22 protein-coding genes are annotated in these 25,291 nt (G+C 38.5%); 13 read left to right on the top strand and 9 right to left on the bottom strand.

The window, feature by feature from the left end; all coding sequences use genetic code 11:
* The first annotated feature begins 36 nt into the window (after window positions 1-36).
* The 4 genes from ACE1CI_RS19025 (at window position 37) to ACE1CI_RS19010 (ending at window position 3,182) form a co-directional block, all read left to right on the top strand.
* On the top strand, window positions 37-300 hold the full coding sequence (locus ACE1CI_RS19025; RefSeq protein WP_413263086.1) for an AbrB/MazE/SpoVT family DNA-binding domain-containing protein: 264 nt from the start codon (window positions 37-39) through the stop codon (window positions 298-300).
* On the top strand, window positions 287-676 hold the full coding sequence (locus ACE1CI_RS19020; RefSeq protein ID WP_413263085.1) for a type II toxin-antitoxin system VapC family toxin: 390 nt from the start codon (window positions 287-289) through the stop codon (window positions 674-676). Before ACE1CI_RS19025 ends, ACE1CI_RS19020 begins: the two co-directional genes overlap by 14 nt.
* A 9-nt stretch (window positions 677-685) precedes the next feature.
* Complete coding sequence (locus tag ACE1CI_RS19015) at window positions 686-2,470, top strand: ABC transporter ATP-binding protein (RefSeq protein ID WP_413263084.1); 1,785 nt, start codon at window positions 686-688, stop codon at window positions 2,468-2,470.
* Window positions 2,471-2,531: 61 nt separating this feature from the next.
* Complete coding sequence (locus ACE1CI_RS19010; RefSeq protein WP_413263083.1) at window positions 2,532-3,182, top strand: NAD(P)H-dependent oxidoreductase; 651 nt, start codon at window positions 2,532-2,534, stop codon at window positions 3,180-3,182.
* A gap of 57 nt (window positions 3,183-3,239) precedes the next feature.
* Here the strand turns inward: ACE1CI_RS19010 and msrB are convergent, their stop codons facing one another.
* Both msrB and ACE1CI_RS19000 read right to left on the bottom strand, forming a co-directional pair.
* On the bottom strand, window positions 3,240-3,668 hold the full coding sequence (gene msrB, locus ACE1CI_RS19005) for a peptide-methionine (R)-S-oxide reductase MsrB (RefSeq protein ID WP_413263082.1): 429 nt from the start codon (window positions 3,666-3,668) through the stop codon (window positions 3,240-3,242).
* 278 nt (window positions 3,669-3,946) lie between these two features.
* Complete coding sequence (locus ACE1CI_RS19000) at window positions 3,947-5,020, bottom strand: methyltransferase domain-containing protein (protein WP_496615573.1); 1,074 nt, start codon at window positions 5,018-5,020, stop codon at window positions 3,947-3,949.
* A gap of 310 nt (window positions 5,021-5,330) precedes the next feature.
* Between ACE1CI_RS19000 and ACE1CI_RS18995 the strand changes: the two genes are divergently transcribed.
* Complete coding sequence (locus ACE1CI_RS18995) at window positions 5,331-5,891, top strand: GNAT family N-acetyltransferase (protein ID WP_413263080.1); 561 nt, start codon at window positions 5,331-5,333, stop codon at window positions 5,889-5,891.
* A gap of 95 nt (window positions 5,892-5,986) precedes the next feature.
* Window positions 5,987-6,640: a glutathione S-transferase family protein gene (locus ACE1CI_RS18990; protein ID WP_413263079.1), complete on the top strand. Its 654-nt coding sequence runs from the start codon at window positions 5,987-5,989 to the stop codon at window positions 6,638-6,640.
* Between the two features lie 96 nt (window positions 6,641-6,736).
* On the opposite strand, the gene ACE1CI_RS18985 is transcribed toward ACE1CI_RS18990, so the two are convergent.
* The 5 genes from ACE1CI_RS18985 to ACE1CI_RS18965 all read right to left on the bottom strand — a co-directional run bounded on the left by ACE1CI_RS18985 (window position 6,737) and on the right by ACE1CI_RS18965 (window position 11,550).
* A complete protein-coding gene (locus ACE1CI_RS18985) occupies window positions 6,737-7,195 on the bottom strand; it encodes a pentapeptide repeat-containing protein (RefSeq protein WP_459564022.1) in 459 nt (152 codons plus the stop codon).
* Between the two features lie 384 nt (window positions 7,196-7,579).
* Entirely contained in the window at window positions 7,580-8,518 is a 939-nt protein-coding gene (locus ACE1CI_RS18980) for an RpnC/YadD family protein (RefSeq protein WP_413263077.1), read from the bottom strand.
* A gap of 124 nt (window positions 8,519-8,642) precedes the next feature.
* Window positions 8,643-9,710 carry a hypothetical protein gene (locus tag ACE1CI_RS18975; RefSeq protein ID WP_413263076.1) on the bottom strand — a complete coding sequence of 356 codons (1,068 nt, stop codon included), beginning with the start codon at window positions 9,708-9,710 and terminating at the stop codon, window positions 8,643-8,645.
* A gap of 7 nt (window positions 9,711-9,717) precedes the next feature.
* On the bottom strand, window positions 9,718-10,884 hold the full coding sequence (locus ACE1CI_RS18970) for a hypothetical protein (protein ID WP_413263075.1): 1,167 nt from the start codon (window positions 10,882-10,884) through the stop codon (window positions 9,718-9,720).
* A gap of 171 nt (window positions 10,885-11,055) precedes the next feature.
* Window positions 11,056-11,550, bottom strand: coding sequence for a GNAT family N-acetyltransferase (locus ACE1CI_RS18965; protein ID WP_413263074.1), 495 nt, complete (start codon window positions 11,548-11,550; stop codon window positions 11,056-11,058).
* 71 nt (window positions 11,551-11,621) lie between these two features.
* Here ACE1CI_RS18965 and ACE1CI_RS18960 point away from each other — a divergent pair, with 71 nt between their 5' ends.
* The 5 genes from ACE1CI_RS18960 to ACE1CI_RS18940 all read left to right on the top strand — a co-directional run bounded on the left by ACE1CI_RS18960 (window position 11,622) and on the right by ACE1CI_RS18940 (window position 20,308).
* Window positions 11,622-13,001 carry a glycoside hydrolase 100 family protein gene (locus ACE1CI_RS18960; protein WP_413263073.1) on the top strand — a complete coding sequence of 460 codons (1,380 nt, stop codon included), beginning with the start codon at window positions 11,622-11,624 and terminating at the stop codon, window positions 12,999-13,001.
* A 22-nt stretch (window positions 13,002-13,023) separates the two neighbouring features.
* Window positions 13,024-13,599 carry a COP23 domain-containing protein gene (locus ACE1CI_RS18955; RefSeq protein WP_413263072.1) on the top strand — a complete coding sequence of 192 codons (576 nt, stop codon included), beginning with the start codon at window positions 13,024-13,026 and terminating at the stop codon, window positions 13,597-13,599.
* A gap of 12 nt (window positions 13,600-13,611) precedes the next feature.
* Window positions 13,612-15,294 carry a WD40 domain-containing protein gene (locus ACE1CI_RS18950; protein ID WP_413263071.1) on the top strand — a complete coding sequence of 561 codons (1,683 nt, stop codon included), beginning with the start codon at window positions 13,612-13,614 and terminating at the stop codon, window positions 15,292-15,294.
* Window positions 15,295-15,317: 23 nt separating this feature from the next.
* Entirely contained in the window at window positions 15,318-16,973 is a 1,656-nt protein-coding gene (locus tag ACE1CI_RS18945) for a trypsin-like peptidase domain-containing protein (protein WP_413263070.1), read from the top strand.
* A gap of 110 nt (window positions 16,974-17,083) precedes the next feature.
* The gene (locus ACE1CI_RS18940; RefSeq protein ID WP_413263069.1) at window positions 17,084-20,308 is read left to right on the top strand and encodes a CHAT domain-containing protein; all 3,225 of its coding nucleotides are present in this window, start codon (window positions 17,084-17,086) and stop codon (window positions 20,306-20,308) included.
* Between the two features lie 38 nt (window positions 20,309-20,346).
* Here the strand turns inward: ACE1CI_RS18940 and ACE1CI_RS18935 are convergent, their stop codons facing one another.
* Window positions 20,347-20,853 carry a DUF6653 family protein gene (locus ACE1CI_RS18935; RefSeq protein WP_496615571.1) on the bottom strand — a complete coding sequence of 169 codons (507 nt, stop codon included), beginning with the start codon at window positions 20,851-20,853 and terminating at the stop codon, window positions 20,347-20,349.
* Between the two features lie 139 nt (window positions 20,854-20,992).
* On the opposite strand from ACE1CI_RS18935, the gene ACE1CI_RS18930 reads away from it, so the two are divergent.
* Entirely contained in the window at window positions 20,993-22,111 is a 1,119-nt protein-coding gene (locus ACE1CI_RS18930) for a trans-sulfuration enzyme family protein (protein ID WP_413263067.1), read from the top strand.
* A gap of 75 nt (window positions 22,112-22,186) precedes the next feature.
* Here ACE1CI_RS18930 and ACE1CI_RS18925 read toward each other — a convergent pair whose 3' ends face one another.
* Complete coding sequence (locus tag ACE1CI_RS18925) at window positions 22,187-22,327, bottom strand: hypothetical protein (protein WP_413263066.1); 141 nt, start codon at window positions 22,325-22,327, stop codon at window positions 22,187-22,189.
* Window positions 22,328-22,369: 42 nt separating this feature from the next.
* On the opposite strand from ACE1CI_RS18925, the gene ACE1CI_RS18920 reads away from it, so the two are divergent.
* Window positions 22,370-25,237 (top strand): two-partner secretion domain-containing protein, encoded by a 2,868-nt coding sequence (locus ACE1CI_RS18920; RefSeq protein WP_413263065.1) that lies wholly within the window; start codon window positions 22,370-22,372, stop codon window positions 25,235-25,237.
* The last annotated feature ends 54 nt before the right edge of the window (window positions 25,238-25,291 follow it).

Here is a 25,291-nt window from a genome sequence, read left to right as displayed (position 1 = left end):
GGGCATCTAGATTGAAAGTTTGAGGCTTCTATTTACATGGAAACAACCAAATTATCAGCAGAAGGAAAAGTGTTAATTCCCCAATCTTTACGGGAAGCCCATCAATGGAAATCTGGACAAGAACTGATGGCAATTAAAATTGGAGATGGAATTTTACTCAAACCTAAAAAGCCATTTCCAGAAACATCATTGCATGATGTTGCAGGCTGTTTAAAGTATCAAGGATTACCTAAAACCCTGGAAGATATGGAAAATGCCATAGCTCAAGGAATCGAGGAGTTATGGCATGATCGCAGTTGATACTAATGTTGTGATTAGGCTGTTAACTCAGGATGATGAATCACAGTTCAACAAAAGTGTAAAACTTTTCAATTCTCAGGATATCTTTATTCCTGATACCGTAATTTTGGAAATAGAATGGGTACTACGTTTTGCTTATAAATTTAAACCATCTGAAATTTGTACAGCTTTGAGGAACTTGTTTAGTTTGCCAAATGTTTATGTGACAGATACTAATTTGATTGTCCAAGTCTTACAATGGCATGAAAATGGTTTAGATTTTGCTGATGCTTTTCATTTAGCTCATAGTCAAAATTACCCTGAATTCTACACATTTGATGAGAAGTTGGTGAAAAGAGCAGTAGGATTGACGCAGTGTGTTGTGAAAAACTTATGAGGAATTAGGATGAGAAGTCCCAGTCCAATTGTTGCACCTGAACAAAAAGCAACTCACCAATCAAAAACGCTACGACGTTTTTTGCAGTACTTCCGACCTTATAGTAAAGAGATTCCTATTGCTCTAACTTTAGTAGCGCTCGGTGCGGCAACGCAATCCATTGGCCCTTTCTTAATTGGTTGGTCAATCGATCATTTAATTAGCAAAGGAAATATACGCGGATTGTTCTTAACTTTAGGAATATTGGTACTAATTTACATTTTAAGTATCGCTGCGATTCGAGAGCAAATTATGCGAATAGGCTGGATTATGCAACGGTTACTCGCGCAATTGAGACAAGATATTTTCCTGAAAATTCAGAGTTTGCCAGTCAGTTTTTTCGATCACAGCGAAGCAGGCGATTTAATGAGCCGTTTGCTTAATGATGTGAACACAGTTAATCAGGCATTTGGACAAACAGTTGCCCAAATGTTAGGTAACTTGTTGAGCTTAGTTGGCATTATTATTGCCATGTTTGCTATTAACTGGAAACTCGCATTATTGAGTAATTTGGTTGTGCCTTTAATGATTTTCACCACTGGCTTTTTCTCCCGTTGGGCGAGAAGTAAATTTCGCACTACCAGGGAAACAATTGGCGAACTTTCTACTAAATTAGAAGAAGGAATTACCAGTGTCCGAGAAGCCCAAGCTTTCAATCGCATTAACCTGAATATTAAAGAATTTGCTCAGTTAAATGCTGCTAATCGTGATGCCAATATTCAAGCAGTAGCAATTACTTCTGCCTTTTTACCTTCAATTGATTTTCTTAACACTTTAGCCACCGCTGCCGTGTTAGCTTATGGTGGTTATTTAGCACTAACTGGTGCTGCTACTGTGGGAGTTGTCACTGCTTTTTTAATCTACGTGCAGCAGTTCTTTCGCCCAATTCAAATCCTCAGTCAATTTTACACTCAGGCTCTATCTGCAATGGCAGGATTGGAGCGAATTTTCTTTTTATTAGATGAACCTGCGGAACTTCAGGATGCTCTTAATGCTCAAGAAATGCCAGCAATTAAAGGTGAGGTAAAGTTTGAAAATGTTACTTTTGGCTATACTCCTAATCAACCAGTACTTAAAGGAGTGAATTTACACGCTCAACCAGGAGAAACGATCGCATTAGTTGGGCCAACAGGAGCAGGAAAAAGCACAATTATTAATTTAATTTTGCGGTTTTATGATGTTACTGATGGAGCAGTAAAAATTGATGATATTGATGTCAGAAGTGTGACTCAAGCGAGTTTACGTCGTCAAATGGGTCTGGTTTTACAAGATAATATTTTGTTTAGTGGTACTGTGGCAGAAAATATTGCTTTTGGTTGTCCAAATGCCACGCAAGCTGACATTGAAGCTGCGGCACAATTAGCCAATGTGCATGAATTTATCACCTCATTATCTCAGGGATATATGACTCAATTAGGCGAAAGAGGTGCGCCTTTAAGTCAGGGACAAAGACAGTTAGTTAGTATTGCTCGTGCGGTGTTAATTAATCCACAAATTCTAATTTTAGATGAAGCTACTAGTAGTATTGATACTAGAACCGAAGCTTTGGTGCAAGATGCGATCGCACGTCTATTAAAAGGACGCACTAGCTTTGTAATTGCTCACCGTCTTAGCACAGTAACAAAAGCAGATCAAGTATTAGTAATTCAACAAGGAGAAATTGTCGAACGGGGAACTCACCAAGAACTCATTGCCCAACAAGGAGTTTACGCTAATCTCTATGCTTTGCAATTGGGGGCAAATTCTAATCGATAGCTCTTGCTTTTTTAGGGGGGTTGTCTACTATAATCTAGGTAACTTTACAAAACTAAACATCATGATTAGTACTGTAGTTGCTCCCGATCAGGTAATCCAACAGTTAAATTGGCGGTACGCTACTAAAAAGTTTGATCCAAACAAAAAAATTCCTACTGAAGTTTGGAAAACCCTGGAACAAAGCTTAGTACTAGCACCTTCCTCGTTTGGGTTACAACCTTGGAAGTTTTTCGTAGTAACTAATCCCGAACTTCGCCAACAATTAGTAGAATATTCTTGGGGACAAACACAGGTTGTGGAAGCTTCCCATTTGGTAGTATTGGCGATTAAAAAAGATATAACTGCTGCTGATGTAGACCACTACATAGAACGCATGACTGAAGTTCGTCAGGTGCCTGTAGATTCTTTGCAAGGGTTCAGCAACGTAGTTAAAAATTTCCTGAAGAATCCTCCCGTCAAACTTGATGAATGGGCTGCTAGACAAGTTTACATTGCGTTAGGTCAATTAATGACTGCTGCGGCAATGTTGGAAATTGATACTTGCCCAATGGAAGGATTTAATCCTGCTAAATACAATGAATTGTTAGGATTAACAGAGCAGGGATATTCCGCAGTTGTAGTTTGTCCATTGGGTTATCGTGCAGCAGATGATAAGTATGCTGTCATGCCAAAAGTGCGTTTTCCCACTGAAGAAGTAGTGCAGTATATTTAAAAAATATTGTAGGGGCGATTCATGAATCGCCCCTACAATATTTAACCGCACATGGAGTTAATTATTGTTGTCAGAAGTTTGTTCGGGAATGAATTTTAATGATACTCCATTCATGCAGTAACGCAGACCTGTAGGCTTTGGGCCATCATTAAATACGTGACCTAAATGCCCACCGCAGCGGCGACAATGAACTTCGGTTCTGGTCATGAAAAGTGAGCGATCGACAGTTGTTTCGATCGCATCCTCAAGCGGCGCAAAAAAGCTAGGCCAACCAGTACCACTGTTGAATTTAGTATCGGCAGTAAACAGGGGTAACTCACAACCAGCACAGACAAATGTACCTTTGTCATAAACTTTATCTAATGGACTGGTGCCTGCTCTTTCCGTGCCATGTTTCCGCAACACATTAAACTGTTCAGGCGTTAAAATTTCTCGCCATTCTTGTTCGGTTTTAGTAACTTCAAATTCTTGCTTGGATGTGGTCATGGTATTTAGGGCAAAGTTAGTAGATTCAGCAATTAGCTAATGTTTCTACTTTCACTTTACCGCAAATTTCCCAAAAATTCAGGGGCTAATTTTACTTCCAGACTGATTCAAGTTGGGAATTTGAGAGGAGAGATTTTTGAGATCTGTTAGGGAAAAAATTTGGCTGCTATTTAAGAGTTGAGATTTACTTTTATTCAAACTCTGACGGCGCAGCGCTAAGTTACAAACTTGGCACATAAGCAATTACCCTTTAAATTAACATCCAAATTCAGTAAATTTCAATCCTTTGTGACTATGTAGTAGTCATTTTGTATATCATGTTCTAATTGTTTGATTTCTACACGAGTGAATCCAGCATCAGCTAACATTTGTAATGCTTTTTGTTGCCCCCAAACTGTACCTAATCCCATGCCACCATCAACCAGAGAAACTGTCATGCAGTGCATACAGGAAATGGTGTAAAGAAATGGGGCAATTGGATGATCTAAGTTATCATTCACTTCGGTTGCTGCATGGATATCTTGCATCAAATAAACTCCATTAGGACGCAAGGCTTTTTGGATGTTACGCAAAACTAAATCGGGTCTTGCTTGGTCGTGTATTGCGTCAAAGGTGGTAATTAAATGATAGCGATCGCTTTCGTCAAAATTAGCAGCATCTTGCATTTGAAAGCGAACATTAGTTAATCTTTTTTGTTGAGCTTCGGCGGTAGCAATGGCGATCGCTTCTGCCGAAAAATCATATCCCGAAAATTGACTATTAGGGAATCTCTGCGCCAATTTATTAATCGCTCGACCACTACCACAACCAACATCTAACACATTAATTCCCCTTTCCAAATCTTCTACTAACCCAGCAATTAATGGCAAAATGTGATCTTCCAAAGCAGCTACTACCGTCTGTCCGCTCTCTTCTGCCATGACTTCATGAAAGCGTTTATATTGGGAATAAGGTACACCGCCACCATTGAAAAAACAATCTACAATTTGGTCTTCTACTGTTCCTAAAACTGCAATAAATTGAGCGATCGAAGCCATATTATTTGCGCCTGCCGATCTAGTTAGAAATGCCGAGTGTTCGGGAGGCAAATAATAGGTTTTATTAGCGGGATTGTAATCAATAAATTTTCCTGTCACCATTGCTCCTAACCATTCTCGCACATACCTTTCATTTAATCCTGCGGCATCAGCAATTTCTTGGCTAGTAACAGGTCTTAATTCTGCTAAAGTATCAAACAATTTGGTACGATGACCGACAGAAATCATTAGCGCAAGTGCGCTATCATTGAGGATGCCCAGTATGCGATCGGTAAATATTTCGGCTTTCGTTTCGTCAAAAATTTGGGTCGTCATAATTATTTAGTCCTGTTTGACGCGATATTAACAATGGGGAATTTAAGGTTGGTGATTAGCTCACACAGAAGTAATTAATAATGATGCGGTTACTGTTTTTCCCACTTCCATCTAGCGATGGATTAAGATTAGGCAACAGTCGGGAAGAAATAGGGAAGATGTAACATTAAAAATAGTTGTTTTCCTGTATAAATACATACTTGATTCGGTAGTAACCGTCACTTTTACAGTGTTGAATCTGTAAATATTTGTGGCTTACAAGTGCTTATAACTCATCTTTAGCTGTAGTATTTGATGCTGGTGAAATTTTATGAATTTAAGTCAAGAGAAACAACAGCCAATTATTTACACAGAACGATTAATTTTGCGCCCTTTTATGCTAGAGGATGCACCAGAAGTACAGAGGTTGGCGGGCGATCGCGCTATTGCCGCCGTTACCCAAGCTATTCCCCATCCTTATGAAGATGGGATGGCCCAAGATTGGATTAATACTCGTCCAAAAAGTTTTGCAGAGGGGAAAGAGGTTGTTTTTGCGATCGCATTTCCTGAAACTAATATGTTATGTGGCTCAATTGGGTTACTAATAAATCAGGAGAATAATCGTGCTGAATTAGGTTATTGGATTGGTAAGCCTTTTTGGGGAAATGGTTATTGCACTGAAGCAGCTTTAGCTATAGTAAAATACGGCTTTGAATCTTTGGGATTAAACCGCATTCATTCTTCCCATTTTTCTAGTAATCCTGCTTCTGGTAGAGTGATGCAAAAAATCGGAATGCGTTACGAAGGTTGTCTGCGTCAACATATTTTGAAATGGGGAAAATTTGAAGATACTGTAAAATATGCCATTCTTAAAAGTGAGTGGGAAAGCTAATCTTTTAAACCGCAGAGGACACAGAGAACGCAGAGGAAAGAGAAGGAGGTGTTTACAATTTAAATAAGATTTCTGTAGTTATTGAGGTGAATTAAATGCTCCAGTTTTATTTTGGTGAGATTTCAATCAATGCTCGTCGTGTTTGGGTAGCTTTGTTAGAAAAAGAAATTGCTTTTGAGCCTGTTGAAATGAAGTTAGATGGCGATCAATTTCAAGCAGAATTTACGGCGATTAACCCTTTGCAACGGGTTCCTGTAATTATTGATGATGGCTTTACAGTGGTGGAATCTTTGGCGATTTTAGATTACTTAGAAGCGAACTATCCCACGCCATCTTTGATGCCGCAAGAAGCTCAAGCATTAGCTAAAGTTCGCATGGTAGAAATGATTACTGTCAATGAAATTCAACCCGCGACTGTGCTAATTACTAAACAAATGGTTGGATTAGAGGTGGAATCGGCTAAATTAGAAGCAGCAAAAGAACGCATTAATACGGTGTTGCAGTTCTACGAAAATTTGTTGGGCGATAACACTTATTTTGCGGGAGAAATGTTTAGTTTAGCAGAAGTTGTAGCGGGAACTTTGCTGCAATCTTTACCGATGATTGGGTTTGCCATTGACATTTACCCCAAACTAAATAACTGGTTAGAAAGATTGCAACAGCGAGAAAGTTTTCAGAAAACAACTGCTTCACCCGAAAAAATCCAAGCCGCACTTCCCCGAATCAAAAAGATTTTGGCAACTCGTTAGTTCGTAATTAAAAGTCCGTTGTAACAACTTTAGTCGTTCCCTTGCTAAAGAGAATGACTAAAGTCATCACAACGAACTTAGGAATTTAATTGTTTTTTATGGCCAACCTTTATAATCTTCTAGATCTTCTCCACCAACACCAATTGCTGTGTTATAGATAGTGGCATTAGTGATGTTCAAATCATTCATGGAAGCGCCATAAACATTCGAGTCATTAATAGTAGCTTTAGCAAAATTTACGCCATCGAGATTAGTTTGGCGCATATCTACGTTGGTAAGAAAAGCTTCTGTTAAATTGGCTCCCATTAAATTAGCGCCAGATAAGTCGGCTCCTTCTAAATTGGCACCTTTGAGATTAGCACCTTTGAGATTAGCTTCTGTCAAATCAGCACCAATTAAATATGCGTTACTCAAATCTGCCCCTGACAAATCGCAGCGAGAACATTCTCCTGTTGACAATAATTGTTGGACCTGAAGCGGATTAAAAGCCAGCACTGGGCCTGTCAAAAATAGGGGTGCGAGTAGGTTTAATGTCGCCAAATGAAATAGTCTCATCATCTTCCCCCTCAATCCAAAATTGGGTTTACTAGATTTCCTCACTCTTCTATTCTGTCACTAAAGTTGAGTTTAGGTGTTGATCCTTCCCACAAATTTAATGTGACAGCAGAAAGACTGTACCATTGATCTATGGCACTGAGTTTGTGTGTGTTAGATCACCAGTAATTTTATAATTTAGATTTGGTTCTAAACCTCTATCTAGTTGGATAAACTAGCGAAAGGATATTAAAGTCGAGAGGTAGATGGCAAGATAATTTTTTGCATTTTGAATCGTTCAAAGTGAGTATTTTTACGATCGACTATTTCCATTTCAATCACCGAGAAACCCATTTTTAAGAAGAAATGTTTCGAGATGTGACTGGCTTCGGTGTGTAGGCGTTGTTAACTTTCCTCTTGGCTTTCTGTTAATATTTGTACAACTTTTTCTACTGACGTTACAGTGATAGCTTGTTTATGCAGTCGTTTTAACAGATCTAGATCGTTGATTGCATTTATCCTTTGGGATAAGTCATCTGGTAGCGATGAAAACCGTGTTTCTAGAACTTCTATTACATTCTCGCGAGCAATTTCTAATTTCGCATCTCGTTCAAAACTGGTGATGTAGGGCATTTGCCTTTCCTCCTCGATTCGCTTAATTTGTGCCTTAAACTCTTGTTGAACTGCATCCGGTAAAATCATCATCCATTCAATAAACCGGAACAACTCTAAAATCTGATTTTTAGTATAGCCACGCTCGTACAGTCGTCGCACTAAGCTCAATTTTAACTGGAAGCGCTGCTGTAAATCGTTGCGTGTTGCTTGGGTTTCTAAGTGAGCCGCGATAATGATAGCAAAGGGATTAGTGCTTTCTTCTAAGATAGCTGCTCGATAATCGAGTAGTTTCACTACCGGAAACTGTAAATTACTGTGAAATCCCCATCGATAATAACTATATCCTGTAGGTCGCCAATTGCTATTTTCGTCTCCTAATACGGCAAAACTAAATACTTTTTGTCGATAGCGATCGAATAATCGATGATTATAAACATACATTCTTTCGGCAAAGTCTGATTGCACTTGCCCTTGGATTTCAACGTGAATCAAAACGAGAGCATCTTCACCAGAGTTCAACCATACTTTTACCAGCTTATCTGCTAAACGCCTTCCTATCTCGGCATCGCGAATTACTTCTTGTAATTCAGTGTCTAAAGTTTCATAACCTCTTTCCCAGTTAATATCGGCGTGAGCATCTGCAAAACAAAAGGCCATAAATGGCTCAAAATAAATGGTGAGTGCTTCTTTCCAGGCGCTATCATAATCCGCTCTTAGTTCATCGACCATTTAGAAATCCTCATTTATTATTTTTAATTTTACCAGTCATTTCTAATGGAAACTTTTACATTAAGCTATTTGTTCAAGACTAAACTTAATAGGGTGGGTAGATGAATTGGATAAATAATCTAGTTTATATACTCAATTGTTCGTTATATTGGTTATACCAATGTTCAACAATATATAAAGATGCTCTTATTAGTATATCCCAATTCTTATCGTCGAGATCCATACACTGAGTTGCTGGCCTAAAATGAACTATAGAATTCCGAATTTTATAAACTAACTCTCCACATTTACCTTCTCCTGTACCATCAATACATCTTTTAATTTCTTGCAATAAACAATGAGCTTCTTCAGGCGAACCGTCAATTATTTTATTAACCGCTTCATTTTCTTTGGGTTTCCAACCAATGTACGTTTCAACATCAGCCGAAAACTTTAAGAGCGGATCTGTAATTTGCAGTTTCTTGTGAAAATCTTCCAAAAATGATATAGAAAATAGCCTTTCTATACATCTATATATATCGAGAAATGAATATTTCCAAGAAACAGAAAATAAACTAAATAATAAATTTTCATAAGGGATAGTTTTTGCACCCTCAAAAAATATCTGCTCAAATTTATCAAGGGTTTCGCCAGAAAAATTCAAGGTAATTAATTGGCTATTTTTTAAAGTATAGAAACCAGATAGTCTTATTAAATCTATATCATTCTCAATGAAAGGATAATCTTCCTGAATTCGATAAACAGAAAATGGTTCAAAAAAATGAATTATCTCAGAAAATTCGTACTTAATTACTTCATTGTCAGAGCCATATACCATTATATTGGTAATCTCAAGAGGGCTTGCTTTACGGCTAAGAGGAATTTTCAGTTCAAATAGTAATGCTGTAACTATACCTGCATTCGGTTCTACAAATTGAAGAACTTTATCACTATCAACAATTTCTTTACTCTGCCAACCGACAGCAACAAAGTATTTCTGGGTATTAAATTCAAATGATGCTGTCTGGAAGTTGGGTACAATTAGCTGCTTCTTTATAATTTTGATTTCTTTCAACCATTCTTGCTCTTCATTATTTGTCTTAATACATCGTTTAGTTGTATCAGAAACAGGCGTAGCTTCTTTACTTTTTTGACCAAAGTTAGCTAATACTTCAAATATGTATTCGTTAGCTTTTATCATGTTTCTAGACATAAGATTATCAGTAAGACCTCCAACACGGAGTCATATTGTCAACTTGAAAGTTTTCCTCGATTAAGGTTCTAAAAGCTTGGACAAAGAATTCTCTTTCATTAGACTTAGCTGGTTTTTTACCAATCAATTCATTTAAAGTTGGAAAATCTAGAAAATTCCTTATTTCGCTACTATTTAGGCTTGATAGACGTTGTAACATTTGATCGGCACCATTTTTAATTTGATTCCATTTTTCATTTTGTCTTTCTGGGCTATGATCAGAGCCAGGTCTACCCAGAACAGACAAACTTATAGCTGTTACAAAACCAACACAAGCTGGTTGACTTTTTCTAAATAAATTACCGTCTTTAAAATATTCTTCTGAATTTTCATCTTTAGCTTTGGCTATAGCTTTATCAAATTTACCCAAATAATCTATCACTTCATAAAATATATTTGTAAAATTTGCATTGGCTGCTGATTCTATAAAGTCTTGCCTCATAAATTCATCTGCTAACCTTTCCTGTAAGTCAATTTTTTCTTTCCTTGCACCAAAAACCAAAAATAATTCTATGATGTTATTAGCCTGAAATTGTCCAGGTGATGAACTTCGCTTCTCATCATTTATTTCCCAAATCTCCACAGAAGTAGATTTTTGTTTTAATTCTTTTATAATTGATAGAAAAACTATTTCAATCTGTCTCCTGATATTCCAAGGAACTTGCCCTGTATTTAAAACTAACATCCGATAAGTAAGGCTATTGACTTGAGAGGCAATCCAATATTCTATACGGATTTGGTTTTTACTAATATCTGTCTTTTTTAGTGCTTCATGTAAGGCTGTAGTTCGTTGCATTCCATCAATTATAGAGATGCTATCACTATCAATCCCTTGCATCAATTCTAAAAATGAATCTTTGTTTTTTAATTTATCTAACTTTGAGAAATGTTCTGGCGACACGACTACTCCTAACACTATGGGTGGAATTAGTGCGCCTGCTTCTATATCTTGAACCATTCTCTTCCGAATACGGATAGCTGTTGTTGTTTTTAATGTATCTCTTTGTCCTTCTAAGCCTCCTCTATTTACAAATGTCTTACTTATCATATTGAGATAATCTTCAACACTTAGCTGTACCATAACAGAGTAGCAATTTACCTTTGCATCCTTTAAAATATCGATATCTGTTGTCATAAACATTTCCTTGTTTCAATAGTTATTTTTCCATTATCCCTACACAGCCTTATATTTAAAGCCATCTAAGGTTAGTGTAAAGCTCTTCGCTAGCCTGCTCATACAAGTATAATTTTACCCCCTCATCTACCAAAGTTTCACAGGAGTAAAAATAATTAAAGCTTGTAGCCTTTATCCTGTGTAGCCTTTATCCCGATCTCCCTGAAACAGCCTTTTTTCCATTTTGAATCGTTCAAATTGAGTATTTTTACGATCGACTATTTCCATTTCAATCACCGAGAAACCCATTTTTAAGAAGAAATGTTTCGAGATGTGACTGGCTTCGGTATGTAGGCGTTGCACATTTCTCGCTTTCGCATAATCTTCTAATTGCTGGTAAATCTTGGTGGCGTAACCTTTTCGGGCAACACGAGTAGCTGTATAAAGAAAAGCAATATGATTTAATGGATTTAATTGCCCAAAAGCTACTAATTCTCCTTCCTCAAGTGCCACAATGGTTAAACCTTGACCCAGTAAATGGCGAAATTCTTCTAAGTCTTCAGGAAATGATGACCAAACTTCGATTTGTTTGGCATTATAAGCTGTTGAACCGATGCCAATTACCGCATCTCGATAGATTGCTGCTAAATTTTCTGCATCTGATGGCTGATACTCTCGAATTGACATGAGTTGTCAGAAATTAATAAACTTTTATAATAATTCTAATTATGTTTACGTAATTTATAGAGGGCTGAAAATTGAGCGATCGAACTGTAGTGGAAGAAGCATGGTTAGCGCTGGAAAAGTCAATTATTTATTACCAAGGACGACCAATTGGTACGATCGCAGCAAGCGATCCTGATATTGCGGCATTAAATTACGATCAGTGCTTTATTCGTGACTTTGTTTCTTCAGCATTGCTTTTTTTAATTAAAGGCAGAGGTGATATTGTACGTAATTTCTTAGAAGAAACTTTGAAATTACAGCCGAAAAAAACGCAGTTAGATTCCTCAACACCTAGTCGTGGTTTAATGCCAGCTAGTTTTAAAATTGTTTCGGTTAATGGGCAAGAATATTTAAAACCTGACTTTGGTGAACACGCGATCGGTAGAGTTGCACCCGCTGATGCTGGTTTATGGTGGATTATTTTATTACGGTCTTATGCGATCGCTACTGATGATTATTCTTTAGCTAAAAGAGAGGATTTTCAAGAGGGAATTCGCTTAATTTTGCAACTTTGTTTAGTGACTCGATTTGATATGTATCCAATGGTATTAGTTCCTGATGCAGCTAGTATGATCGATCGGCGCATGGGATTATACGGGCATCCTTTGGATATTCAATCATTATTTTATGCTGCACTTCGCGCTAGTTTGGAACTTTTAATTCCTCATGAAGAGAATCAACAAATTATTAAAGCAGTGCATTCTCGTTTACCTGCTTTACTAAAGCAATTGCGAGAAAACTATTGGTTAGATATTGATAGATTGAATGTAATTTATCGCTATCAAGTTGAAGAATACGGAGAACAAGCTCTCAATCAATTTAATATTTATTCTGATTCAATTCCGTTTTACAAAATAGCCAAATGGTTGCCGGAAGCAGCAGGTTATTTAGCCGGGAATTTAGGCCCTTCGCAACTAGACAGTCGCTTCTTTGCTTTAGGGAATTTAATGGCAATTATTGTTTCCTTAACTGACGAACTACAATCACATAGAATATTGAATTTGATTGAACTACGCTGGACTGATTTAATAGGTAATATGCCAATGAAAATATGTTATCCAGCTTTGGAAGATATAGAATGGAGAATTGTTACTGGTGCCGATCCAAAAAATCGTCCTTGGTCATATCATAATGGTGGAAGTTGGCCTGTTTTACTTTGGATGTTAACAGCAGCAGCGAAAAAAATGGATCGAGGTGAATTAGCACATCATGCGATCGCGATCGCAGAACGTCGCCTCTTGAAAGATCAATGGCCGGAATATTACGATGGACAAGATGGTAGATTAATTGGTAAAGAAGCGAGGAAATATCAAACGTGGACGATCGCAGGTTATTTATTAGCTAAGGAGTTTATTGCTAATCCCGATCACCTAAAATTAGTAACTTTCCCCTTTGAAGATGTATCAATCTAACAACTTTACTGCTGTTTTAACGATGAAAAATCTATCTTGGTTACAATTATCTACGGCGATCGCTTTTGTTAGTGCGATCGCTACACCTCAACCTAGCTTGGCACAAAATGTTACTTTTTTCTGTGGCACTAGCAATGGTGCTCCTGCTACTATTGCCCGGACTTCTACAGGAGAAGTACCGCTAATTATCTGGGATATTACTAACTCAGGACAAGGAAGTAGCCCACAACAACGCTGCGAAGAAGTTGCCACTAATTTCCAAAATTCTCGCTCTCAAGGCAACCTTAATTACATTACTACAGAGCGAAAAGATGGGCAATTAGTTGTCTGTTTTGCAGCCCAAGAAAATGCACCTTGCAGTGGTGTCTTGTTTCCTTTAAATTCTACCGAAACAAATCCTAGAAACGCCTTACAAAGAATTTTTCGGATTCGAGTTGTTTCTAGTAAGCCAATTAATGAAACAGGCGATCGCGTTTACATTAGCTTAGATAAGTTTCTCAGCGGCGGATATCCCAGTTCGACTCCTAACAATAGACCAAATCCTCGCCCCCAATCTACTCCAAATTCTACTCCTACTGCTACTCCTACTCCCAAATGACGGTGAAAAATAATGAAAGTTTATTATCAATTATCGGCGGCATTAGTTGGGGCGGCAATTGTAATTTCTCAACCGTTGATAGTAGTTTCGCAAAGTTCTGTAGACGAACAAGCGATCGCTAGTATGGCAAAAGAAATTACAGTAGTAATTAACGGACAAAATCCTGGTTCTGGCGTAATTATTGCCAAGCAAGGTAACACTTATTACGTCCTCACTGCCAAGCACGTCGTCGCCACTCAAGATGAATATGAAATCGTCACTTTTGATGCTATTAAACACCCTTTAAATTACAGCAAAGTGCAAAAACTTCCTGGTGTTGACTTAGCTTTGGTGCAATTTACTAGTGATAAAAATTACCAAGTTGCTCAATTGGGAAATTCTACAAATATCACAGAAGGCGCAACAGTTTATATATCAGGTTGGCCTCATCCTGGGCCTGCAATGACCGCCAGAATTTACCAAATGACTAAAGGTAATGTTTCCGGTCGTCCGTTGGCAACTTTAGAAGATGGCTATGAATTAGTTTACACTAATGTTACTCGTTCTGGCATGAGTGGCGGCCCTGTTTTAGATACCCAAGGGCGCGTGGTTGGTATTCACGGTAGGGCGGAAGGAGAGGAGATTTTTAATCCTGACTCTGGGCGAACAATTGATGTTAAATCGGGCTTTAATTTAGCAATTTCGATTAATACATTTCTAAAAAACGCTACTCAAAATAAAATTAACCTAACTTATTTAGGAGATAATTTTACTTTGGTAAATACTTTACCTGACACTAAAAAAGTTTTAGCAGTTGCTATTAGTGCAGACGGACAAACGATCGCCAGTGGTTTAGCAGATGGCAACATCAAATTATGGAACAAAAACACTGGGAAAGAGTTGCGTACTCTAGCTGGACATTCTAGCACTATTGATGCCCTTGCTATTAGTCCCGATGGGCAAATTCTGGCTAGTGGCAGTCGAGATAAAACGGTTAAAATTTGGAATCTTCAAAATGGACAATTGCTGCATACTTTAACAGAAAGCCCGGGTTCAGTTGTATCACTTGCTATTAGTCCAAATGGACAAATGATTGCTGCTGGTAGTAGCGTAGACAATGGAGTGATTAGAATTTGGAATTTGCAATCAGGAAAATTGTTACACAGTTTGACCGGGCATTCTAATTATATTTGGTCGATCGCTTTTTGTTCAGATAGCCAAACTCTAGTTAGCAGCAGTACCGATAAAACTATCAGAGTTTGGGACGTAAATAAAGGTCAATTATTGCGGACTTTGAGTGGCAATTTAAACATTATTAGAGCGGTTGCCGTTAGTCCTTACGGGTCAACTATTGCCAGTGGAAATTATAGTAATAAAGACCTAAGTGGAGGAGAAAGTAGTACTGAAGATGACGCGACTATTAAACTTTGGAATCGGAATACTGGCGAATTATTGCGGACTTTAAAAGGACATTCGGGGACTATTTCTTCTTTGGCGATCGATCCCTTTGGACATATTCTTGCTAGCGGTAGTTATGACGGTACTATTAAAATTTGGAACCTGCATACTGGACAATTATTGCATAGTTTGGATGTACGCAATCGGAGAAATTTCCCTATAGAAGTTTTCTCCCTTGCTTTTAGTAAGGATGGGCAAACTTTGATTAGTGGAAATGCAGATGGCACAGTAAAAATTTGGCAATTATCTAAACCTTAAATACAATTAGGGAATTAAACAGGATGAAACCAAACTTTTTTAATGGATTATCAGCAGTAATAATTGGTGCGACAATAGTAATAACACAGTCACAAGTTACCGCACCGCAAACATCAAACGAACAAACAATATCAGCCATTGCTAAAGAAATCACAGTAGTTATTAACGGGCAAAATCCCGGATCGGGCGTAATAGTTTCTCACAAAAACGATACTTACTATGTCTTAACTGCCAAGCACGTTGTTGCTACCCAAGACCAATATGAAATAATTACTCCTGATGGAAAACAATATAAATTAGACTATCGTAACGTGAAAAAATTCCCCGGAATGGACTTAGCAATGGTGCAATTTACTAGCACTGAAAAATATCGCATAGCCCTGTTAGGTAACTCCGATCGAATCAAAGAAGGGGCAACAGTTTATACTTCTGGTTGGCCTCATCCGGGAAGAGCAATTACTGAAAGAATTTATCAAGTTACTCAAGGAAAAGTTTCCGGTCGTCCATTAAAACCTTTAGAAGATGGCTATGCTTTAGTTTACACAAATATTACCCGTTCTGGAATGAGTGGCGGGCCTGTTTTGGATGACGAAGGGCGCGTAATTGCTATTCACGGCAGGGCAGAAGGAGAATCAATAATTAATCCCGATACTGGGCAAACAATTGATGTGAAATCAGGCTTTAATTTAGGAATTCCTATTAATAGTTTTTGGCAAATGGCATCGCAAACTAATGTTAATTTGCCCTACTCTCTGGTCAACTTTACTTTAGCCAAAAGCATTAAAACAACTGATAAAGCAGGAGTTATAGGATTAGCTATTACTCCTGATGGGCAAAATTTTGTTACTGGGAATACTAAAGGTGAAATTCATCTATGGAACTTAAAAACTGGAGAAGTACAAAAAACCATTGGTACACATCCAGATTCAGTTACTTCAGTTTTAATTAGTCGTGATGGTCAAACCTTAGTAACTGGAGATGGCGAAACAATTAAAATTTGGCATCTTCCCACAGGTAAACTCAAAACTACGATATCAGGAATTGCTAGTGAAATTAGTCATAATGGTCAAATTTTAGCTGGCTATAGTCTGGAAGAAAAAGAGAAAAAACATCTTCATTTATGGAATTTGTCAACTGGAAAACCAATCAAGTTTCTCAAAGTAGGAGACGGAGCTTTTAATTTCACTCCTAACGGTCAAATTGTAGTTTTTCATCACCCTAAATATGAGGTGCAAGTGTGGGATGTAGTCACTGGAAAACTACTACGAAAATTTGAAATTATTAGGGAGGAAAATAGCGCAGGTGGTATAGTACAATGTGTGACTGTTAGCCCAGATGGTACAGCTTTAGCTGCTGAATGGTGGGATGGTAAAGTTAGACTTTGGAATTTAGAAACAGGAGAATTTATCCGCGCTTTATCCGATCCTTCCACGAATGGAACTCATCTTTGTCTTTCTAGAACTTTTGATCCTAATGGGCAAATTTATATCAGTGCTAGTAGATATGCAGCTACTCGCACTGTTTATATGTGGAATTTGCAAACTGGACGGAGGTTTTATTTACCAGATGCAAATGCACCGATCGCACTTAGTCCAGACGGAAGAACACTTATTTCCGCTGAACATCTCGATAATTCATCGTTTCATTGGATTAAAATTTGGCGATCGCCCGGAAGTTGAAGTTATCATTAAACTGCTTGCAAAAGTCCAAAGTCTTGTTTTTTACCACAGATATCCACAGATAAACACAGATGAATACTAGAGATTTTCTATATTTTGCAAGAGTTCCCATGCAGATAAAAAAAGCTTTTTCCAATAGTTTTTTAACTGTAATTCTCTTGGTTGTACTACCTTTAACAACAAATCATTTAGTACAAGCGCAACAAACTGAAGTAAATCGATTATTTCAACAAGCGATCGAACAATATCAAACAGGTCAATTTTCAACGGCTTTACAAACTTACCAACAGGTTTTGCAACTGCAAAAAAAAGTAAATAATCAAGCTGGTATTGCTGAAACTCTTGATAATATAGGCGAAGTTTATACAAGTTTAAGCGAATATAATCAAGCTTTAGATGTTTTACAACAAGCTTTATCAATTCGGAAACGAATTAATGATAAAACTGGGATTGGGGAAACTTTAAATAATCTTGGTTTAGTTTATCGCTTGTTAGGTGAATATCCCAAAGCTTTAGAATTCCATCAACAGAGTTTAGCTATTGCCAAACAAATTAAAAAACCTGCAATTGAAGGAGAAGCATTACACAATATTGCTGCTGTTTATGCGGCGCAAGGTGACTATAATCAAGCTTTAGAATTATATCAGCAAGCTTTGATAATTCGGCAGCAAGTGGGAGATAAACGAGATGAAGGACGTACTCTTAATAATATTGGCGGCGTATATTTTAGTTTAGGGGAATATCCAAAAGCAATTAATTACTATGAACAAGCTTTATCAATTCGTAAAACGCTTAAAGATCGAGCAGGTATTGGGCGAATTGTGAGCAATCTGGCTTTAGTTTATCGTCAGTTAGGTGAGAATGAAAAGGCTTTAGAATTTTATCAACAAGCTTTGCCAATTTTGCGGGAAATAGGTGATAAAGCTAGTGTTGGTAGTACCTTAAATGGTATGGGAATTATTTATGAAAATCAGGGAAATTATGAACAAGCTTTAGCAACTTACCAACAATCTTTAAAAATTGCTCAAGAAATTGGCGATCGCCCCCAAATAGGCAATACTTTAGATAACATTGGCGGAATCTTATATAGTCAGGGAAAATATCCTCAAGCCTTGAAATCCTATCAAGAAGCCTTAACAATCAGACAGCAAATTGGTGATAGATCGGGTTTAGGAAATTCCTTAAATAATCTGGGTGGAGTTTACTTTAATTTAGGACAATATCCCGAAGCATTAAAATTTTTGCAACAAGCTTTAACTATACGTCAGGAAATTGGGGATAAAGCGGGGGAAGGGAAGAATTTAGATGCGATCGGCAATATTTACGAACAACAAAAACAGTATAATCAAGCCTTAGAATATTATCGCCAAGCCTTAGCTATTTCTCAACAAATCAGCGACAAAGCAGCCGAAGCTAACACATTAGAAAATATAGGTAGTATCTACGCAGACTTAGGAGAATATTCCCAAGCAGAAAAACTTTTATCGCAATCATTATCCATGCGTCAAGAAGTAGGCGACAAAGCTGGAGAAGGGCGAAATTTCAACAGTATCGCCAACGTTAAATTTAAATTAAAACAATATCCTCAATCCTTAGAAAACTTACAAAAAGCATTAATTATTTTCCAAGAAGTAGGCGAAAAAAGCAGCGAAAGTATTACCTTAAGCAATATTGGCTATGTATTAGAACAACAAAATCAACCGACATTAGCAATTGTTTTTTACAAACAAGCGGTTAATATTATAGAAGCAATTCGCAAAGATTTAAAAGTATTAGCGATCGCACAACAACAAGCATTTACCAACACAATTACTGACACCTATCGCAACTTAGCCAATTTATTGCTGAAACAAGATAGAATTCTCGAAGCACAACAAATTTTAGACTTACTCAAAGTACAAGAATTAAATGATTACTTGCGAAACGTGCGCGGAAATGAACAAACAGCCAAAGGTGTTGATTTATTATCTCAAGAACAACAGATTACAGAAAAGTATAACCAAGCCGTAAAACTGGGTAAAGAACTTGCACAATTACGCAACATTCCAGACAATCAAAGAACGCCAGAACAACAACAAAGAATAGCTGAATTAGAGAAAATTCAACAACAAATTCGCGCCGATTTTAACGAGTTCATTCGTTCCCCGGAAATAGTTAGCCTATCCCAAGAACTGAGTCGCACATCTAAAAATCAAAACCTAGATTTACCGAATTTAAATCGCTTACAACGTTCCTTACAACAATTACCCCAATCAACAGCAATTCTTTATCCGCTCATTTTAAACGAGCGCATAGAATTAGTATTAGTCACAGGCTATTCTCCCCCAATTCGGCGTTCAGTTCCTGTTAAACGTACACAATTAAATCAAGCACTTGTCGAGTTTCGCGGCGCACTGCAAAACCCAGAAGTAGATCCTAAAATCTTAGCCAAACAGTTTTATGATTGGTTAATCAAACCAATAGAAACTCAACTTGTTCAAGCCGAAACCAAAACCATTCTTTACGCCCCAGATGGACAATTACGTTATATTCCTTTAGCCGCCCTTTTTGACGGAAAACAATGGTTAGTTCAGCGCTATCAAATCAGCAATATCACCGCCGCAAGTTTGAGTAACTTTAATGTTGTACCTAAACCTAATCCACGAGTTTTAGCAGCAGCTTTTAGCCAAGGAAATTACACAGTAAAGGCGGGAAATCGACAATTAGCTTTTTCAGGATTACCCTTTGCTGCACGGGAAGTAAAAAATTTAGCAGCTACGGTTCCTAATACTACTCAATTATTAGATAACGAGTTTAGTCCCGAAACAGTAATTCCTCGGTTAAATGAATATAACATCGTCCATTTAGCCACTCACGCCGCCTTTTTAACAGGTTCGCCAGAAGACTCATTTATCTTATTTGGAAATGGCGAATTTGTCACTCTAAGAGATGTTGAAACTTGGTCACTTTCTAATGTAGATTTAGTAGTGTTGAGTGCTTGCGAAACTGCGGTGGGAGGAAAATTAGGAAATGGCGAAGAAATTTTAGGTTTTGGTTATCAAATGCAATTAGCAGGTGCTTTAGCCTCTATTTCCTCATTGTGGGCTGTTTCCGATGGCGGAACCCAAGCCTTAATGGACACATTTTATCACACATTAAAGACAGGAAATATTAGCAAAGCAGAGGCTTTAAGACGATCGCAAATTGCCTTAATTACTGGAACCTATCAACCATCAGTCAAACAACAACAATTACCCATCCAACCAGCCACTCCCAGCAACTTTGCCTCACAAAATATGGAACGCTTAAAACACCCTTATTATTGGGCAGCTTTCATTCTAATTGGTAATAGTTAAAAAACTCCGTTTCAGGTTCGTTGTAACGACTTCAGTCGTTAATACAACCAATTATGATACTCTGGTTGTACATCCTTCATATCCTCATAAAGCCAAACCATGCGATCGATAAACCACAATTTTCCCAAATAAACCAAAGTCACTCCTAATAAAGTAGGCCAAATATTCAAATGAGCCAACCCCCAAATCAAAAAAATCACTCCCGACGTAGAAACAGCACTGAGAATATTAGGAATTCTTTGATGATGTTTAGGTACTGGAACATTATCCCGGTTTAACCAAACTCGTTCACCCAAAACCGCTTTAGAAGCCCAATTATTTGTCGAACTAGGTTTAGGAAAAATGCGTGGATTTAACCACATCCAACCAATAACAATTGTAACGGGAATTAAACACCACCAACCCAACCAAACCCGACTCCAAATTGCTAAAATTAGCAAAGGTAAAACAGAAAAGCGTGTCCACACACTCCAAGGATTAGCGTGACGCTCCCAAGTTGCCTCATCCATGCTAAAACTTGCTGCTATACTTCTTTCTAGAGTCATTAGAATCACCTCCACAATGTTAGTAACATTTGAAACCAGGAAATTTTTGCTAAGAGATGAAATAATCGAGATGTAACGTTAAATCAGGAGACTAACTTTTCCTATCTTAACTATTTTCAATTATTCAGCACAAATCATCATGCACATTGAAACTTTAGCAGTTCACGCCGGACATCAAACAGACCCAGCTACAGGCGCAGTAGTCACACCAATTTATCTTTCAACTACATTTGAGCGATCGTCAGATGGAACTTATCCCCAAGGTTATGATTATATTCGCAGCAATAATCCCAATCGAGAAGCTTTAGAAAAATGTGTTTCGCAGTTAGAAAATGGAGCAGTTGCAGCGGCTTTTGCTTCCGGTTCTGCGGCGACAATGAGCGGATTTCAAGCCCTTTCTCCCGGCGATCATGTCATCGCCCCAAATGATATTTATTCCGGTACATCTTTGCTGTTAAAAGATATTTTAGCACCTTGGGGATTAGCAGTAACTTTCACCGATTTAACTAATCCTAATTTAGTTGCCGAAGCAATTCAACCAAACACTAAATTAATTTGGATCGAAACTCCTTCCAATCCTTTACTAAAAATTACCGATATTCGCCAAATCGCGGAAATTGCTCATCAAACAAATGCTTTATGTGTTTGTGATAATACTTGGGCTTCTCCTATGGGGCAAACTCCTTTGAATTTAGGTGCGGATTTGGTGGTTCATGCTACTACTAAATATCTCGGTGGACATAGTGATGTTTTGGGAGGTGTAGTTATTAGTAAAACGGAAAATGAGTTTTTTCAGAAAATTAGAAAGATTCAAAAAGTTGGTGGTGCGGTAGCTGCGCCCTTTGATTGTTGGTTAGTTATGCGGGGAATTCAAACTTTACCTTATCGAATGCGTGCCCATTCCGAAAATGCTTTAAAAGTGGCAGAATTTTTAACTAATCATCCCCAAGTAGAACAAGTTTATTATCCTGGTTTAAAACATCATTTTGGGCATGAAATTGCCTTAAAACAAATGCAACTGTTTGGCGGAATGATTTCCTGTCAGGTGAAAGGGGGAAAGGAAAAAGCTTTTACTGTGGCTGCTAAGGTAAAAATTTTTACTAGGGCTACTAGTTTGGGTGGTGTGGAAAGTTTAATTGAACATCGCGCCTCGATCGAAGGAAAAGGCACAAAAACACCGGAAAATTTATTACGCTTATCTATTGGTTTAGAACATCCCAATGATTTAATCAATGACCTTGCTCAAGCGTTGGGTTAATTGCTTATAATAAAAAAACTATCTTAAGGTAGGTCTTTTTAAGGAAGTTTGTTTATTCAATTGACGGTAGCTAATTCAACGGTTGGAATTGCGATCGCTAAGTTGGAATAATTGAGACGGGGTGCGATATGCCTTTTCTGGAATGCCCGACTGGGCTATAGGGTGGGCTACGCGATCGCTAATCATTAATGGGGAATTATCTAATTGGCAATTCACCCAATTAATAAAAAAAGATCCCCTCGTTTGCTTAACAAAACTATGAATAATTACTTAACAAAACTAGGCACTATTTTCCTACTATTGCTGAGCGCTCACAATCCCCTGTCAGCACAAGTAATTCCCGATGCTACACTACCTAACAATAGTGTTGTCATTCCCCAAGGAAACAGTTTCCGCATTGAAGGCGGGAGTACAGCTGGAAGTAATTTATTTCATAGCTTTAGAGAATTTTCTGTCCCTACAGGGGGCGAGGCATTTTTCAACAATGCCCAAAATATTCAGAATATTTTCAGTCGAGTTACCGGGCAAAATATCTCGAATATTGATGGGTTAATTCGCGCAAATGGCAGGGCTAATTTGTTTTTAATTAACCCCAACGGCATTATATTTAGCCCAAATGCTCAATTAAATATTGGTGGTTCATTTATTGGTTCTACTGCGAGTAGTATTCGGTTTTTAGATGGCACCCAATTTAGTGCTGTTAATCCGACAGCACCATCTTTGTTAACAATTAATGTACCTATTGGTTTGCAGTTTGGTGCTAATCCGCAAAGCATTACCAATCAATCCCAAGCTACTAGTTTAATTCCTCTGCCACCTTTAGATCCGCGAATTCCTATTCCTACTAATGTTGGTTTAGAAGTTTCGCCCGGTCAAACTTTAGCTTTAATTGGCGGAGATTTAAATTTAAATAATGGCAATCTGACGGCTTTTCAAGGCGAAATTCAGTTAGGTAGTGTGGCGAGTTCGGGTTTAGTTACCTTGCTACCAACAGCCACAGGCATAGCTTTAGATTATTCCGGGATTAGCAATTTTGGTAATATTGAACTATCAGGAATAGCTTCAGTTAATGCCAGTGGTTTAGGTGGTGGTGCGATTCGAGTTAGGGGAGGAAATGTTACTTTGCGCGATCGCTCTTCCTTCGTTTCCGATACTCTAGGAAATCTCGACGGACGGGGGATAAGTATTGGGGCAAATCAATTTAGATTGAGCGATCGATCCTTCATCGGTGCTACAAGTTTGGGTGCAGGTGCCGGAGGAGATATTACTATTAGCACCACTGATTTAATTCAACTTACAGGCAGCGGATTTGCTGAATTTCGCCGGATTATTTTTGATGCCGCTTTAACCGGAACACTTAACCCTTTAGAAAGGCAAGGAGGCTTATTTGCTGGAACAGCTTTAACTGGAAAAAGTGGGAATATTACCCTTGATACCAGACAGTTAACCCTCCGAGAAGGAGCGAGTATCAGCAACCCGACATTTACTTTAGGCACTGGGGGAAATGTTACTATTAAAGCTTCAGAATCAGCAGAAATTATCAGTTCCGGCGCATTTACCATAACATTTGGTCAGGGAAATTCCGGCTCTTTAAATATAGATACAGGAAAGCTAACTATCCGCGATGGAGCAGGAATTTCCACCTCAACTTTCGGTGCAGGTAACAGCGGAAATATCAATGTCAGAGCAACTGATTCAGTTTTTATAACCACAGAACGCGCCGATAGTCCAGTAAGTACTGGCTTCGCTACTAACACAATTGGCAGCACGGGAGCAGCCGGAAATATAGAAATTAATACAGGCTCTTTGCTGTTAGAAGACGGAGGAACGATATCTTCTGCTAGCGGATTTATTGCCGTAAATCGGTTAATTCCTGCTAGCGGTAAGGGGGGAAATTTGACCATAAATGCTACAGAATCAGTCCAAATAATTGGTACTTCCACGGCAATTACCAGTCGTGTTTCTCGCTCTCAAATTAATACCGGAACACTAGGGAGTGGTAACTCTGGCGACTTGACAATTAACACCAGGCGATTGATTATGCGAGATGGTGGCGCGATCGGAGCTTCCACAGTCGATGCGGGAAGAGGAGGAAAAATCACTATCAACGCTTCCGAGTTGGTGGAGGCAAGCGGTATAACTAGAGATGGTGCATTTCCTAGTGGCATTCTTACGGCATCTGGTGATGCTTTGCTGGCGAGTTTGTTCCCATTAAATCCCACAGGTGAGGCGGGAAATTTAAGTTTGACTACAAACCGCTTGATTGTTCGAGATGGCGCACTTATTGGTGTAAACAGTTTAGGAACGGGAAATGCTGGTACTCTTAATGTTGTCGCTTTTGCGATCGCACTTGAGAGCACAGGCACCATCGATGCTTCCGTTCGCTCTGGTGAAGGTGGGAATATTAACCTGCAAGCACCATTCATCCTTTTGCGTCGTGGTAGTCAAATCAGCACTAATGCCGGAAATGCTAACGGTGGCAACATCAACATTAATACTGATAACTTAGTAGCTCTGGAAAATAGCGACATTACCGCCAACGCAGTCCAAGGTACAGGCGGTAGAGTTAACATCACCGCACAAGGCATCTTTGGCACTCAGTTCCGCCCACAACTCACAGCCCAAAGTGATATTACCGCCTCTTCAGAACTCGGCGCTCAGTTCAGCGGCATTGTGGAAATTAACTCTCCCGAAGTTGATACAAGTACTGGTTTAGTGGAGTTACCAGAAAACTTTACCGATATCAGTAATCAAATTGTCGCTGGTTGTTCAGCTTCTCCAGGTAATAGCTTCGTGATTACCGGAAGAGGCGGTTTACCCGAAGATCCCAACCAAACCCTCAGAGGTCAGACAGTTTGGCGCGATTTACGTGCTTTTGCTCAGCAGGGAAGCAGAGGGGCAGAGGGGCAGAGGAGCAGAGGGGCACAGGAGACATTTGCATCTTCAACTCCCCCCACCCCCCTACCCCCCCATCCCCCCACCTCTTTTACTGAGGCTACTAGTTGGAAAATAAATTCATTTGGTCAGATAGAATTGATCAGTAATAATACCGATCGAATTCCTACTGATACTTGGAATCATCAGACGGGGTGCGATACGCATAAGGGTACGCTACGCGAACGCTAATCCTCTATGGGGAATCAGATATAAGTTCACCAACCTAACGAAATCGATTCCTCG

It is taken from the genome of Floridaenema flaviceps BLCC-F50, from assembly GCF_041929275.2.
Classification (GTDB): domain Bacteria; phylum Cyanobacteriota; class Cyanobacteriia; order Cyanobacteriales; family Aerosakkonemataceae; genus Floridanema; species Floridanema flaviceps.
Note: the sequence above shows the minus strand (reverse complement) of the source record. Positions and strands in the feature narration are given on the sequence as shown.